Source organism: Vibrio sp. DNB22_10_4 (assembly GCF_052879755.1).
The window spans coordinates 333,137-349,280 of record NZ_JBNNXW010000001.1; the positions used below are offsets into that span (position 1 = coordinate 333,137).

Annotated in this window: 9 protein-coding genes and 1 pseudogene; 6 read left to right on the forward strand and 4 right to left on the reverse strand. The window is 46.7% G+C overall.

Features of this window, described 5'->3' with window-relative positions; translation table 11 throughout:
* Positions 1 to 330: 330 nt before the first annotated feature.
* From ACVA6Q_RS01335 to ACVA6Q_RS01350, 4 genes are all read left to right on the forward strand, one after another.
* The gene (locus ACVA6Q_RS01335) at positions 331 to 2,784 is read left to right on the forward strand and encodes a glycogen/starch/alpha-glucan phosphorylase (RefSeq protein ID WP_353499985.1); all 2,454 of its coding nucleotides are present in this window, start codon (positions 331 to 333) and stop codon (positions 2,782 to 2,784) included.
* A gap of 98 nt (positions 2,785 to 2,882) precedes the next feature.
* Complete coding sequence (gene malQ / locus ACVA6Q_RS01340; RefSeq protein WP_446646216.1) at positions 2,883 to 5,057, forward strand: 4-alpha-glucanotransferase; 2,175 nt, start codon at positions 2,883 to 2,885, stop codon at positions 5,055 to 5,057.
* 323 nt (positions 5,058 to 5,380) lie between these two features.
* Positions 5,381 to 7,564: a 1,4-alpha-glucan branching protein GlgB gene (gene glgB, locus ACVA6Q_RS01345; RefSeq protein ID WP_446646217.1), complete on the forward strand. Its 2,184-nt coding sequence runs from the start codon at positions 5,381 to 5,383 to the stop codon at positions 7,562 to 7,564.
* A gap of 76 nt (positions 7,565 to 7,640) precedes the next feature.
* Positions 7,641 to 8,273, forward strand: coding sequence for a TetR/AcrR family transcriptional regulator (locus ACVA6Q_RS01350; RefSeq protein ID WP_446646218.1), 633 nt, complete (start codon positions 7,641 to 7,643; stop codon positions 8,271 to 8,273).
* A 184-nt stretch (positions 8,274 to 8,457) separates the two neighbouring features.
* Here ACVA6Q_RS01350 and ACVA6Q_RS01355 read toward each other — a convergent pair whose 3' ends face one another.
* The 4 genes from ACVA6Q_RS01355 to ACVA6Q_RS01370 all read right to left on the reverse strand — a co-directional run bounded on the left by ACVA6Q_RS01355 (position 8,458) and on the right by ACVA6Q_RS01370 (position 14,877).
* Positions 8,458 to 9,057, reverse strand: a complete 600-nt coding sequence (locus ACVA6Q_RS01355; protein WP_446646219.1) for a fructose PTS transporter subunit IIA — start codon at positions 9,055 to 9,057, stop codon at positions 8,458 to 8,460.
* Positions 9,058 to 9,067: 10 nt separating this feature from the next.
* Complete coding sequence (locus ACVA6Q_RS01360; RefSeq protein WP_446646220.1) at positions 9,068 to 10,765, reverse strand: sugar phosphorylase; 1,698 nt, start codon at positions 10,763 to 10,765, stop codon at positions 9,068 to 9,070.
* A gap of 9 nt (positions 10,766 to 10,774) precedes the next feature.
* On the reverse strand, positions 10,775 to 13,402 hold the full coding sequence (locus tag ACVA6Q_RS01365; RefSeq protein ID WP_446646221.1) for a glycoside hydrolase family 38 N-terminal domain-containing protein: 2,628 nt from the start codon (positions 13,400 to 13,402) through the stop codon (positions 10,775 to 10,777).
* 68 nt (positions 13,403 to 13,470) lie between these two features.
* A complete protein-coding gene (locus ACVA6Q_RS01370) occupies positions 13,471 to 14,877 on the reverse strand; it encodes a PTS fructose transporter subunit IIC (protein WP_353499978.1) in 1,407 nt (468 codons plus the stop codon).
* A gap of 172 nt (positions 14,878 to 15,049) precedes the next feature.
* On the opposite strand from ACVA6Q_RS01370, the gene ACVA6Q_RS01375 reads away from it, so the two are divergent.
* Positions 15,050 to 15,697 (forward strand): MurR/RpiR family transcriptional regulator, encoded by a 648-nt coding sequence (locus ACVA6Q_RS01375; protein WP_446646222.1) that lies wholly within the window; start codon positions 15,050 to 15,052, stop codon positions 15,695 to 15,697.
* 134 nt (positions 15,698 to 15,831) lie between these two features.
* Positions 15,832 to 16,143: pseudogene (locus ACVA6Q_RS01380) on the forward strand (1,4-alpha-glucan branching enzyme); the annotation flags it as partial.
* Between the last annotated feature and the right edge of the window lies 1 nt (position 16,144).

Below are 16,144 nucleotides of genomic sequence, written 5' to 3' on the forward strand. Positions count from 1 at the left end.
CTGCCATGTATACAAAATTTTGGGAAATTTTGATTCTTTTTTGCGGGTAACTGTGATCTTCACAACAATTTTTGTAATTAGTTATCCGCCGGATAGTATTTCTTTCTTAGTTCGTGGCTAGATTAAAAACTGAGCTTGGCGTGATCGCAATCACCTGAAAAAACCGAATCAGAGAGCGGAATGGGAGATCGATCACTAAGTGGAGGGGAGTACGCCCTCTACGCCCTCCTCACTCATCCTCCAGGGAGTCGGACTTAGGAGGATGTTTATGGATACGTCACCATGCACGATATGTGACAGATGGATAAAACTTGAAAGTGAGATTTCGTAATGAAACCTGCGCAACAGAAAAAATTTGATAAAGCTTCTTTCCAAGAAAGTGTTAAAAAACACCTATCAGCAACGTATGCAACGACAGTAGAAACTGCGACAGAACGTCAGTGGTATCTAGCAATGGGTCGTGCGCTTGCTGAGCTAACGACTTTTGACCTGCTTGAAACTGAAGCGGACGAGCGCATCAAGGGCGCGAAAAGTGTTAACTACCTATCTCTAGAATTCCTAATCGGTCGTCTAACAGGTAACAACCTAATCAGCATGGGTCTGTACGAGCAAGTTACAGATGCAATGGCTGAACTAGGTCACAACCTAACTGACCTTCTAGAAGAAGAGCGTGACCCATCACTTGGTAACGGTGGTCTAGGTCGTCTAGCAGCATGTTTCATGGATTCATGTGCAGCTCAAGAATTCCCAACTGTAGGCTATGGTCTTCACTACGAATACGGTCTATTCAAGCAGTCATTCGAAGATGGTCGTCAAAAAGAAGCGCCTGATGCATGGCGTGCTGTTGAAGGCTACCCGTGGGAAGTCGCTCGTCCAGAGCTTGCACAAGAGATTGGTTTCTTTGGTCACGTTGAAGTTGTAAACGTTGATGGCAAAGAAGTACGTCAATGGGTTCCTGGTATGTCTGTAAAAGCAATGCCTTGGGATCTTCCAATTGTTGGTTACGAGTCAGATACAGTTTACCCACTGCGTCTTTGGGAATGTCAGGCAATTGCTCCATTCTCTCTAGAGAGCTTCAACAATGGTGATTACTTCGAAGCACAGCACGCGCTAATCGATGCGGGTAACATCACTAAGGTTCTATACCCGAACGATAACCACGAGAAAGGTAAGACTCTGCGTCTAATGCAGCAGTACTTCCACTCAGCGGCGTCTGTACGTGACATCCTACGTCGTCACGAAGCAGCAGGTTACACGCTAGCGGATCTTCCTAAGCAAGAAACCATTCAGCTTAACGATACGCACCCAACCATTGCTATCCCTGAACTGATGCGCATCCTTCTAGATGAGAAAGGTTTGAGCTGGGATGAGGCGTGGGCGATTTCTTCTAAGACTTTCGCATACACAAACCACACTCTACTTCCAGAAGCACTAGAGACTTGGTCTGAGTCGCTAATCCAGCGTCTACTTCCACGTCACATGGAAATCATCTTTGAAATCAACCACCGCTTCCTACAAGAAGTACGTGCAATGTGGCCTGGTGATGGTGAGAAACAAGCGAAGCTTTCTATCATCCAAGAAGGTTTCCACCGCATGGTTCGTATGGCTAACCTATGTGTTATCGGTTCATACGCAGTGAACGGTGTAGCAGCACTTCACTCTCAGCTAGTGAAAACAGATCTGTTCCCTGAATTCCACGAGATGTACCCAACTCGTCTACATAATGTAACGAACGGTGTGACACCACGTCGTTGGTTGAAATTCTGTAACCCAGGTCTATCGGCTCTTATCACTGAGAAGATTGGTTCTGAGTGGCCAGCTAAGCTTGAGCAGCTGGAAGGTATCGCGAAATTCGCTGATGACGCTAAGTTCCAGAAAGACTACATGGCTGTTAAGAAGCAGAACAAACAGCGTCTAGCTGACTGGGTTAAAGCGAACATGGGTATCGAGCTAGATACGAATGCTATCTTTGATGTGATGATCAAGCGCCTACACGAGTACAAGCGCCAGCAGCTTGATTTGCTACACGTGTTGTCTCTGTATCACCGTTTATTGAATGACCCAACATTTGATATGACGCCACGCGTTGTATTCTTCGGCTCTAAAGCTGCACCGGGTTACCACTTAGCGAAAGAGATCATCTTTGCGATTAACAAGGTTGCTGAGAAAGTAAACAACGACCCACGCCTAGGCGGTAAGCTGAAAGTGGTATTCATTCCTGACTACCGTGTAAGTATGGCTGAAATGTTGATTCCAGCTGCTGACGTTTCTCAGCAAATTTCTATGGCAGGTAAAGAAGCATCAGGTACAGGTAACATGAAGATGGCTCTTAACGGCGCACTAACTATCGGTACGATGGACGGTGCTAACGTTGAGATCCGTGAAGAAGTCGGTGACGAGAACATCTACATCTTCGGTCTAGAGGTTGATGGTGTGAAACGCACGCAAGCGGCAGGTTACAACCCTTACGACTTCTACAACGCTGACCCACTACTGAAGGCATCTCTAGACCTACTGCTAGGTGAAGAGTTTACTCCAGGTCAACCAGGTCTACTACGTGCAACATACGACAGCCTACTAGATGGTGGTGACCCGTACTTATGTCTTGCTGACTTCGCATCTTACGTGAAGGCGCATGAAGACATGGACGCGCAATACCGTGACCAAGCGGGTTGGGCGAAGAAAGCGATTCTAAACACGGCGCTAGTTGGCAAGTTCAGCTCAGACCGTTCGATTCGCGATTACGTGAATAACATTTGGAAGCTTGAATCAGTTTCACGCTAACAAATTTAACCAAGGTACCGAAAGGTACCTTGGTTTTTACTTGAATTAATAATAACCCTACCGATTTGAAGGTTAAGAGAAGTCCTTCGGAGAGAGCGATGACAGAACAAACAGCATTAAAACAAGTTGCTGAGATGGCAAGAATAGCCGACAGCTACGTAAGTGCGTGGGGCGATGCAGCCAAAGTTGAGGACGAAACCATTCTTCGTCTGCTTGCGTCTTTAGGCTACGACACGACAAATGATGAATCACTACTAAAATCTGCCGAGAAAAAGCACAAGAAAGAAGTGCTGGATCCAGTACTGGTTGTTAAAGACGGTGATGCAGTTGAAGTAGAACTTCATTTAGGTGTGAGCGCGAGAGAAAGCGATTTCAGCTGGCGTCTAGAGACCGAGCAAGGAGAAGTACTTGAAGGCTATCTTCAATCTCAGATCGTTCGTGATGAACGTGCTGAGGGTGGCCCTTTAGTATTTGCGTTACCAAAAAACCTTCCATGGGGTTATCACAAGCTTTACCTAGAGCGTAAGCGCCGCAAAGCGCCTTACGAGATGACGCTTATTCGCACACCTCGTGCATGTTACAAGCAAAGCGCATTTGACGACGGCAAAAAGCTTTGGGGTCCAAGTATCCAGCTTTACACGCTTCGTACCCAGCACAACTGGGGTATCGGTGATTTTGGCGACCTTAAACAGTTGGTTGCTGATATCGCTGCACGCGGTGGTGACTTTGTGGGTCTTAACCCAATTCACTCGCTTTTCCCTGCGAACCCAGAAGGTGCGAGCCCTTACAGCCCATCTTCACGTCGCTGGCTAAATATTCTTTATATCGACGTAAGCTCTGTCGCGGAGTTTGCATTGAGCGCAGACGCACAACAAATCGTTGGTGGTTCTGAGTTCCAAGCACGTCTACAAAAAGCGCGTGAGTCACACTGGGTGAACTACACCGAAGTGGCTGAGCTTAAGATGAACGTATTGCCGCTGCTTTTCGATGAGTTCAAATCTCGTCATCTAGACAAACACTCTGAGCGCGCGAAACTGTTCCTAGACTTCATTGAAGCAGGTGGTGAGAGCCTACTGCATCAAGCCGCATTCGATGCGATCCACGCTGAGCTTCATGCAGAAGACAGCAACATGTGGGGCTGGCCAGTATTCCCAGAGAAGTACCGCCGTTTCGAAAATGCAGCAACACAGAAGTTCATTGCAGATAACCAAGACAAAGTTCAGCTTTACATGTACTTGCAGTGGATCGCTGATGTTCAAATCAACGAAGCTCAAGCACTAGCTGAAGAGAAGGGTATGGCAGTAGGTCTGTACCGTGACCTAGCTGTAGGTGTTGCAGATTCTGGCTCTGAAACTTGGGCAGACAATGGCAACCTAGTGATGGATGCGAGCATCGGTGCTCCACCAGATATCTTGGGTCCTCTGGGTCAAAACTGGGGTCTACCTCCACTAAACCCACAGGTATTGCAAGCTACGTCTTACGATGCGTACATCCAATTGCTGCGTGCTAACATGAAGCACTGTGGTTCATTGCGTATCGACCACGTTCTTGGTCTTCTGCGCCTTTGGTGGATTCCAAAAGGTGAGAACGCAACGAAAGGTGCTTACATCTACTACCCAGTAGAAGACATGCTAGCAATTCTAGCGCTTGAGTCACACCGTCATCAATGTAGCGTTATTGGTGAAGACTTGGGTACTGTGCCAGATGAAATCGTAGAAATTCTGCGTGACGCTGGCGTGCACTCCTACAAGGTGTTCTTCTTCGAAACAGCAGAAGATGGCGGCTTTATCTCTCCTGAGCACTATGCGGATCAATCAATGTCTGCATTGTGTACTCACGATATGCCAACGCTACGTGGCTTCTGGCACTGTGATGACCTGAAGATGGGCCGCGAGATTGGTCTGTATCCAAATGAAGAACAGCTAGCGGGTCTATTTGATGACCGCCTAGTGTGCAAACAAGGCATTATTGATAGCGTCGCATGGCATGGTTATCTACCTGAAGGTGTGGGTCGCGATGCAAGTCTTGTCCCTATGGACGCGCATTTGAGCGAAGCGCTACAGCTTCACGTAGCCGCGGGTTCTTCTGCACTACTCAGTGTTCAGCTAGAAGACTGGCTAGAGATGGATAAGCCAGTAAACATTCCTGGTACGGTTAATGAGTACCCGAACTGGCGTCGTAAATTGTCGATGAATCTTGAAGAAATCTTCGCTCAAGAAGGGGTGAATCGCATCGCTAAACGCCTCACGGAAGTACGCGCGAAAGCCAGCTAATCATAGATTATTGAATCGCTAACAAAGCACGACTCTTTTGGATATTTGTTCTGTCATTTCCAAAGAGTCGTGCTTTTCTTCGTTTTGGCGGCTGGGTTATATCATTCTCAAATTTATATTGTAAATTGTCGGTGAAATAGGCCGATTGCAATGCAAAATTGGGCGCTTGTCACTTCCCGTACAGGATGTTTCCAGTACAATGAAATCTTAAAGATAGCCCGCATATCGCGGGCTTTTTATTTTGTGCCTCCGACGTCTTTGCCATTGGCTGGGACTCAACAATAAAAAGGGGGGGTACAGTGTTAGGTCGAGGGAGATGAACGTTGAACAAAAAAGGGCTTAAAAGACAACAACAGGCGTACGATCGACTCTCGAGTGCATCGTTTGCTGACCCATTCTCATTCCTAGGTCCATACCTACAAGATGAGACTCATGCGCTAAGGGTTTGGATGCCCGGTGCGGACGCCGCAGCGGTTGTTTTAAAAGATGGCACCAGAATGCCAATGGTTCGAGACAAAGCATCTGGATTTATCCTTGAATCGGATCTCGATTTACGATTTACCCACTATCAGTTGGCTGTTGACTGGAATGGTACCGAGCAGATGCTCGATGATCCGTACCAATATCACGGTTTGTATGCGGAATATGAAGAACTGCATACACCAAAAGAGATGTATCACCACATGGGGGCGCAATTTATTACCCAAGAACGTGATGGTGAAAACATCGAAGGTACGCGTTTCTTAGTGTATGCACCGCATGCAACAGCGGTAAGTATAGTCGGTGATTTTAACGCTTGGGATGGTCGTCGTAACCCAATGCAGCGACTTGATTACGGTATTTGGGGACTGTTTGTTCCAAACCTACCTGAAGGCACTCAATACAAGTTTGAGCTCAAAGGACCTGATGGTGAAGGTCTGCCGCACAAAGCGGATCCATGGGGCTTTTATTCTGAACAATACCCATCGTTTTCTTCTGTTACCTATAACCATGACCGCTATGACTGGCAAGATACCAACTGGCAGCAGCGTCCGGTAACAGAAAAACGCAAAGAAGCACTGTCATTCTACGAACTGCACGCAGGCTCTTGGAAACGTAATGACAATGGCGACTTCCTAAATTATCGCGAACTTGCTGATGAACTGATCCCTTACTTAACCGATATGGGCTACACCCATGTTGAATTGATGCCAGTTTCTGAGCACCCGTTCTACGGTTCATGGGGATATCAGCCAGTAGGTTTGTTTGCACCGACTAGCCGTTTTGGCTCACCCGATGACTTCAAGTACTTTGTCGATCAGTGTCACCAAGCTGGCCTTGGTGTTGTGCTTGACTGGGTTCCGGCGCACTTCCCATCGGACGATCACGGCTTAGCGAACTTTGACGGCACGCCGCTGTTCCACGATCCAGATCCACGTCGCGGTTGGCACCAAGATTGGAACTCGTACATTTACGATCTTGGACGCGAGCACGTTCGTCGCTTCTTGGTATCTAACGCCCTTTACTGGTTTGAGCAATTCCATATCGATGGCATCCGCGTGGATGCGGTGGCTTCTATGCTGTATCTCGATTACTCACGTAGTCATGACCAGTGGATCCCGAATGTCGATGGCGGCCGTGAAAACTACGATGCGATTGCAACTTTGAAATGGATGAACGAAGAAGTGTACAAACACTTCCCGAATGCCATGACGATCGCCGAAGAATCGACGGCCTTCCCAGGTGTTTCTGCGCCAACCTTTGCTGGTGGCTTAGGCTTTGGGTTTAAGTGGAATATGGGTTGGATGCATGACAGCTTGTCCTACATTCAAGAAGATCCAATTAATCGTAAATACCACCACGATACCATCACGTTCCCGCTTGTTTATGCACATAGTGAAAATTATGTTCTGTCGCTATCACACGATGAAGTGGTATACGGCAAACACTCTATCCATAACAAAATGCCGGGTGATGAGTGGCAACAAACAGCGAACCTTCGTGCTTACTTGGGTTACATGTATGCTCAGCCGGGTAAGAAGCTGAACTTCATGGGTGCGGAATTTGGTCAAACGGGTGAGTGGAACCACGATGACCAGCTTCAATGGTTCTTGCTTGATTTTGAACGTCACCAAGGTGTGAAAGCACTGACTAAAGACTTGAACTTATTGTATCGCCGTGAAAAAGCGTTGTTTGATCAAGACTCAGATCCGCAAGGTTTTGAGTGGCGATTACAAGATGCCGCAGAAGCGAGTATTTTGGCGCACGAGCGCATTAGTGAAGATGGCGAACGTGTGCTGGTTGTCAGCAACTTTACACCAGTACCACACGAAGCATTCCGATTGGGTGTGCCGTTAGCGGGTCGTTATGAGCTATTGCTAAATACCGATGACAGCCTCTATGCCGGCAGTGGTTTTGGTGTAGCTCAGGTAGCAGAAACGGAGACTGTTGAGAGTGAAGCGCAGCCTCAGTCTCTCTCACTGCGTCTGCCGCCGCTTTCAACGGTATTCTACAAGTACCAAGGCTAAATGAGTTGAAGCCCCAGCATTTTGCTGGGGCTTTTGTTTATTAAGCTCTTCGATAGAGGTAGATTCGTTAACGAGTATGAAGACCCGAGATAAAATCATTCAAGCCAGCTTGAAGCTATTTAATGAGAAAGGCGAACGCGCCATTACTACTAACCATATTGCTGCCCACCTAGGGATGAGTCCTGGCAATCTCTATTACTACTTTCGCAATAAAGAAGACATTATCAAGTCGATATTTTCCGACTATATCGCCTACGTCCGTGAGTCCTTTGTTCCGGTATCCAGTGACACCCCGGCGGAGGTGTACCTGCAGCGCTATTGCGAAGAAGTGTTTGGCAGTATCTGGCGCTTTCGTTTTTTCCACGCCAGCATGCCCGAAATCGTGATGCGCGATAAAGCCCTGCATCAAGCCTATTTGCAAGCGCATGATGTATTGGTTGCTAGAGCTCACGAGTCGGTGCTCAATCTGCGCCGCGACGAATTTATTGTCATCGACGACGATCAAATCGATGAGCTAATTGAATTGATGCGCGTAGTTGGTGGCTTTTGGGTGAGTTACTTAATGGCAAACTCAGTGGGCAAGTCGATAACCAAAGCTGATGTGAATCGCGGCGTGGGTAAGTTTATCGTTTTATTGTGGCCTTATAGTACCGACAAGGGTAAAGAAGTGCTGACTAAGTTGAAATTGAAGTATAAGGCGGTGGCGTAGTAGTACCGACGCACCCAACTTGAGAGTCGCAGCGATATTTCTAGTACCACCGTCGTTAGTTGTACTTCCACCTAGGCTCCCTCGCCAACATCGGCGAGGGGAAGGTGTTTGTATTAATCCTGCGGATATACTTGCGCAAAGCCTTTCTCAATGCACCCACAAACCTGCTTGGCAGTGCACCAATCTAAAGCAGTAAGAACAAAAATGCTGAGATGATGACACCAATGCCGAGCACTGCCGGGTAAGCAATATGGCTGATGTCTTTTGCGACGTTGTCTTGTTGCGCTGATTCAGCTTCTGATTTATCAACTTGAGGCTCGCTAGCAGCATCACCTTTTTCAAATAACGCCATGATCTCTTGAGTATTTCGCGCAGCGAGTAACTGGTCACGGAAATCGTCATCAACCAGCGATGACGTCAACGTAGTCAGAACCTCCATGTGTGTCGAACCTGCCTCTGCTGGCGGTATCGCTAACAAGAAAATCATGTTGACTGGCTCATCGCCATCTAGGCCTTTCCACATCAGCTCATCTTTCACAAATGCACATGCGAAGACAGGCTCTTTCACTGCCTCTGATTTACCATGAGGCACGGCTAAGTATTCGCCAAGGGCCGTCGGTCCCTCTTCTTCGCGCTTTAATACTGCCTCAAGAAATTGTGCTTTGTTAGTAAGTTTGCCTGTTTGTTCAAGCTTGTCCGTCAGTGCATTGATGGCGTCGAAGCGATCTCCAAACACAGCATCAAGCATGATCAGCTCAGGAGTTGTAAGTTGGGCAAGTTTCATGATGTGCTCCTTATTTTTGCTGTGTCAGCCAAACAAATTGGTATGGTGCCAACTCAAATTCTGTTGGCATGAACTGTTCACTAATGAGGTCAAAGCCGGAATCCGCTAACACTACAGCTTGAGCTTGTGATGTTAGGTTAACCGCAAATCGAATGGCTTCTTCACCTTCGCCACGCTGCAATGCAAAGATACCATCACCCAAATTCATGACTTGTTGAGAAGCCTGTGGTGAGAACGCGACGTACTGCTGACGAAGGCTCAATAAGCGCGTCATTGGCTTGAATACTTTTGATCGCAGTGAGTCTTCGTCTGCCAGCTCACTTTCTAGCTTCGCTAAATCCAATTTTTCACGGTTGATGCGTCGGTTAATCCCTGAATCGAGCATACCTTGTACGTCATTTTCGCTACCCAACAAGCTGTGGTAATAAATCGCTGGAACACCTATGAAGGACAGCAAGATAGATTGAGCTGCGATGAATTTCTTCGCTTTGTCGTCAATGCTATCGGTCGGCTCTGTAATCGCGCTGAGGTAGTTAATATTCAGCTCATAAGGTGATTGGGTACCATCACCGTTATTTTTGTAGTTCACTCGACCGCCTTTGCGTTCGACTTGCGCGCACATCATTTGGCGGTCTTCGTCCGTCAGGATGCCTTCTGTTGGACGAACCCCGATCCCATCGTGACTGGCAAGGAAGTTAAAGTAGGTAGTTTTATCACCTTGAGCGAGTTGCGCCATTGCTTCATTTGTCAGCGAAGTCGCCCATTGCGTCAATGTCTCGCTATTTTCGCTCATCAAGGCGTGCAGCGTTAATGGCGGTAGTGGGAACTGATAAACCATATGCGCTTCATCGCCGCTCCCAAAGTAAGATACGTTCTCTTTATGCGGCACATTGGTCTCAGTGATCAACAGCGTCCCTGGCATCACTTCATTCAAAATGATTCGCCACAGCTTGATGATTTCATGTGCTTCTTCTAAGTGGATACATGTAGTTCCGAGCTTTTTCCAGATAAAACCAATCGCATCAAGGCGAATCGAACGTCCACCATTTGCCGCGTACATCAACAAGATATCGATGCTTTCCAAAAGCACTTTCGGACTGTGAAAGTTAATGTCGATTTGATCGTCCGAGAAAGTCGTCCATACATGTACAGCCTCACCCGATGCCTTGCTAAACAGAGTGTGGAGCGGCAACGCACGGGGGCGCGTTACACTTGAATAGTCAAGGCTCGGATCCGACTCTACAAAGTAGTCTTGATATTTCGCATCACCTGCTAGGTAACCTTGGAACCAATCACTGCTCTTCGAGATATGGTTGATGACACAGTCGTACATCAGGTCAAAGTTCTCAGATAGTGCATTCAATTGCTCCCAATTACCGAGATTAGAATCCACTTGACGGTAGTCGACCACACTAAAACCATCATCCGAGGTATAAGGGAACATTGGCAAAATATGAATGTTGCTCAATGCCGCCTTCAAGTAGCGATCAGCGAATGTCTTCATCGTCGTTAGCGTTGGTTCTCCTTGATTAGAAAAACTGTCGCCATAAGCGATCAAGTAAGAGGTACGTTGATCAACCCAATTCTGATATTGCGGTGCTTTGTCTTGCCACTTTTTCATTAGAGCAAGAATATCATCGGTAATTTCTGTCGCATCGGCGTTGCCATATAGCTTGGCAACTTTGTTGTAAATCGCACTAGTAATCATGACTCTCTCCTACTTCTCTTTGTGACCAAGCGTTAAACGCACATCTAAGCTGTTGTTAGGGCGCACAATGTAAGCGCCATCGAGTGGCTGCTCGCGATAGTTCACCAATTCAACGTCAGCAAAGTGCTTTAGCGAATCAAGGTCAAGCTCGATTGGGCTCCCAGTTGGGTTGAACACGCGTAGAATGATCGCATTATCGCGGTAGAAGGCGTGTCCTAAGCTAGATAGTTCCAGCGCTTGCGGTAATGAGAACAGACTGAATGAAGGTGAATGCTGTCTCGGTTCAAAGCGAACTTGGAAGCGTTCAAGACGATTTTCAAAGCTGTTCAGCGATTGTTTTTGGTACCCAAAAGGCTGGTCTAAATACCGGCGCTCTAACTGACGAATGGTCTTGTGCTGTGCGTTATCACACAGAGCCAGAGCAAAGCTAAAGCTCATCGCTTTTTGCAGTTGAGCATCGGGTGTATATACCACTGTGTTGTTGATGCCAGATGCACGCCCCGGACGCCATAACAAGTCATCCTTACCAAGTCGTCCGGTCGACTTAAACAAAGTCAGTGCGATCTTATCGCTCTCTGAGCCTTTCAATATCTGAAACTCTTTAAGGCCACGTCCCGTTAAAATCAGAGATCGCTCCGATTCCGCAATCGCGACAGAACCATCTGTGGTTTCAATATCGACAGGACACTCTCGGTACTTTTCACGCCATTGCGCTAGGTCAGGAGCAACAGGACGCTCCATCAGTGCGAAGGGTTGAGTACTAATTGAAGTATCCGTCTGAAGATCTGAGTTAATCAAAACGCGAACACGGTGATCGCAAGTGTTGTTCAAGGTGTTGATATCAAACAGAAGCTGGGACTCACCACTAACCAGACTCATCGTGATGTCGAATACCGCTTGTCTATTTTGCTCACCACTTTGGCGTGCCGTCAGATCTTGCGGCACCACTAACGTTGCTCGAACAGATAAGCTTTGTTGCGTTTCACCAACGGTACATGACAACCACTCAAGCGAAGTGCTGTAGTTTGGTGTATCACCTTCCAGTGGTGAGAAGTCGTAGGAGTCGCCATCGTCGGCTTGCTCTTCAAACGTCAGCAATTGCTCGATAACGCGACCATTGAGTTTGTCTTCTAAGCGCAGTTGACCTTGCTCTAGAGAAACTCGTAACGCTTGGTTTTCAATTACCGTCTGCTCGCTGTTCACTTGCTCCATATTAGCTTGCTTACACGCTTGAACTTCAAATACGCGATAACCCATTGCAGGTAATTCTGAAACAAGCACATTCAGCTCAAATCGGTAGTATGGTGGTACGTCGACCTCTTTCTCGCCGTCTTTCGTTACTTCAATGATCTTACCGCCACTTAACGTTTCTTTATTAAGAACTTCAATAGGCAGGGGCAGACCCGATTCCAGAACCGCAATATTCTCACTCGCACTAAATACAACCGCCTTAACCATCCCGTTATAAGGTGTCATTTGACCGTTGAATAGCATCAACTCATCGTCGTTACATGCGCTGGCAATCTCTTTAATAACAAGGTTGTAAAGGCCGTGACAAATCTCTTCCGCTTGTTTGAGGCGATGCATGATATCGGCGTTTGTGGCATCGCTATTACATCCACCCATGCTGTCATGGGCATGACACTCAAGGATTTTTTTCCAAGCAATATCGATTAACTCAGTGTGTACAGTAATACCTTGCGCCTTAGCGATAGCAACCACGACTTCAAGTTTCTTCAATAAGAACTGTTCTATTTCAAAGTTGAGTTTTTTGATGTCATAACGCACTGAACCAATGGTTTTATGAATGCGTGTGTAACGTGGCAATTTGAACTCACCTTGGTATGTCTCAAACGTGTGACCATTCTCACGTAATACATCAACAAATGCTTCCATTGACGAAATCACGTAGACATCTTTACCTGATCGCTCAGTCGCGGCTTGTAAGGTTTTCGGTAACTCAGGGTCGATATTAACTTGGTCACCACCCGATGGAATCAACACTTCATCTAAACCTGAGAGTGATTTGATCTTCTCTACCATCGGGAAGATTTTCTTATCTAGATGATCAGGTGTTGCGTTGATATTCTTTGCTGCGCCATAACCGTGAACTAGGTTGTAAGCATAGATCTCATCTCCCCCCATAGAACGCCAGAAGAAGTGTGATTTTTCAACTTGCTGGTCATAGTCAATGCCGCGCCAGAAGATAATGTTATCTATACCCATGCCTTTAAAAATGGTTGGCATTTGCGCGTTATGACCGAAGGTATCTGGTAAATACCCCACCTTCATACAGTGGCCAAGCCCCTCAGCGATATGCATACCGTATTTCAAGTTACGGATGATCGACTCTGCGGCGACGTTGTAGGTATCTGTTTGGGTGTACCAAGGTCCAATAAATAGTTTTTTCCCTGAAACCAATTTAGCCATGCGCTCCTGCATGTAAGGTAGGACTTTAAGATAATCTTCCACAATAGAGGACTGGCCATCTAAGTGGTAACAGGTGTAAGTCTCGGTGTTTTCGAGCGTTTCAATCACTTTTGTAAAATTGTAAGTCGCGAGTACATCACTATCCTGTTGGGTGAAATACCACTCACGGTCCCAGTGAGTGTGAGGAATTACGTGTACTTTAGCCATTGGCGTTGTCTCTAAATCTTGGTCTGAATTTTATTGGAGGAAGACGCATCTTCCTCCGTTGAAAATGGTTAAGCTTGAGTAGGCTCAGGTTTAGTGCAAAGCAGCAGAGCAACAGCAATAAACATCGAACCTGCAAGAACGGAAATGGTATAGCTCACAGGATCGGACGATAGGAACCATCCCCATACGGCTGGTAATGGCAAGCTTTGGAATACGTTAAGCAATACACCTAGTTGTGTTCCGATAATCGAACCCAAGATCATGATAGGAATCATCTTCGGATTCTTAAGGATGAATGGAATTGCCCCCTCTGAAATGCCAATTAAGCCCAGCATCAAAGAGGTTTTACCGACAGTCTGCTCTTCAGAAGAGAACACGCGTGGGCGGAATTTACCATCGAGCAAAGCTGCCAGGCCAACACCGATAGGTGGGATAACGATGCCTAATTCACGAGCGAGCAAGTCAAACCCTTCACCCATGCCATTAAGACCCAGTGCCACTGAACCCGCAGCTTTATTAATAGGCCCACCTAAGTCAAATGCAGTACCAGCAGCAATTACCATCGAGTAAATACCACGACCAGCATCACCCGCTTCGGTAAACAGGTTGATCATTGCTATGTTCAAAGCGCCAAAGAATGGATTGATGAGATACTCCATCGTTAGCACCATCACCACTCCAGTAATCGCGGGTACGACAAGCATGGTTTTCAATGTCGTGAAATCTGGTTTCACCTTGATAGTATCGTTTAAAAAACGGACAAGGTAACCGACAAGAAAACCTATCGCGATGGCTCCGAAGAAACCAGAAGGCGCCCAACCCTCTAGGTCGAAAAAGCGTTTGTATACTTCATCGCTCATTACACCGCCAATAAAGGCCGGAATCAAAGCGGGTTTACCAGCAATAGAATAGGCAAGGTATGCTGCAAAGATTGGGTACATGAACTTTATGGTCATGAAGCCCAACTTATCTAGGGTTTGAATCGGTGTGTCAGAGATATCAATGAACTCACCTGTGATCTTCGCTACCGCCATTAAAAGGCCGCCTAAAACCACCACAGGGAGCATGTAACTGATGCCCGTCATGATATGGCCGATCGCAACCTGATACGCCGAGCGTTTTTCTTCGAGTGGTAATTCACTCAATGTTGCCGACTTTTCTTTGCCACGTTGAAAAACCGATGGCAACAAAGCATCCACATGTTTGATTAGCTCTTGAGTTCTTACCTTTAAAGGATTGGCATTGTCAAAACGTTCCATATCCATGATCGGTACGTCAACGGCTAGCACGACGCCGTCAGCGGTTGCGATATCATGAGCAGTTAGACGGTTTTTCACACCATCGCTGCCTTGGGTTTCTACTTTGACTTCGTAGCCATGCTTGTCAGCCCAGCTTTTGATTTTTTTAGCTGCCATAAAGGTATGTGCAATGCCTGTAGGGCAGGCAGTTACTGCAACCAGCTTCTTTTTACTCATGGGTATCTACCTTGTTATTTCTTACTGTGGACAGTATATGAGCCTCGATTCGGATCAGATATTGTTTCCTCATACAACTCACGTATCACGATACATCTGTGATCCGACGCAAAGACAACGCGGCCATTTTCAAGCGTAATACCGACAGTTTCCTCAATAATAGTCAAAAGCGATGAATACTTTTCGAGGCATAGAGCGCGTTATTTACGAGTATCTGATTGGGCACGCCAGTCAGTTACATGAGATCTCGGCAAAGACCATAGCCAACAAGGCTCTTACTACGACAACTTCGGTCAATCGAGTTTGTAAAAAAATGGGATATGCCAGCTACACAGAATTGCGATATAAGTTGGCAAATGAGTTAAAAGAACAGGCACAGAACCTAGACGGTGAAAAGTGCGAGCAAAGTGTCATTTCACAAGTGGCAAAGACACTGAGTGGCTCTCCCGTAGTGTATCTGTACTCTCGCGGCGCATCGATTGTGAGTGTGAACTATTTGTCGCGTTTCCTCTCTCTGGCTAATGTTCCTCACTTGGTGATCACTGATATCCACCAGCTAACGAGAGCTGAACTCGGGACGGTGTTGTTAATCAGTAAGTCCGGTGAAACACAAGCCGTCGTAGAAATGGCGCACAACGCCAAAAGAAAAGGTTTGAAGGTGATGGGGATAAGTCGGAAAGGTTCTACTTTAGCGCAATCTAGCCACCTGAATGTCCCATTGGAAGAGCAAGTGGATGGTATCTCTCTCTACAGTCGAGAGTCGCAAATCCATATCCTTAATATCGTTGATAAAATCGGCAAAGTGCTGCTCAGTTTTTAATTCACTTCTGCTCTTTTTCTGATTTCTTTCGTTACTATAGGTTCATCACAAAACCTAAGCGCACTGCGTAATCGTTCTCACGGTTACCTTGTTCATCCACATAGGTTTCATCTACAGATACCAGCTCTATGTATGGCATCCGCGTCGATGCAGTGGCTTCGATGCTGTATCTTGATTCCTCACGTAGTCATGACCAGTGGATCCCGAATGCCATGACGATCGCTGAAGAATCGACAGCTTTCCCAGGCGTTTCTGCGCCAACCTTTGCTGGTGGCTTAGGCTTTGGGTTTGAGTGGAATATGGGTTGGATGCATGACAGCTTATCGTACATTCAAGAAGATCGAGTTCATCGCAAATATCATCACGATACCATCACATTCCTGCTTGTTTATCCGCATAGTGAAAACTACGTGCTGTCGCTGTCACACGATGAAGTAGTGTATGGCA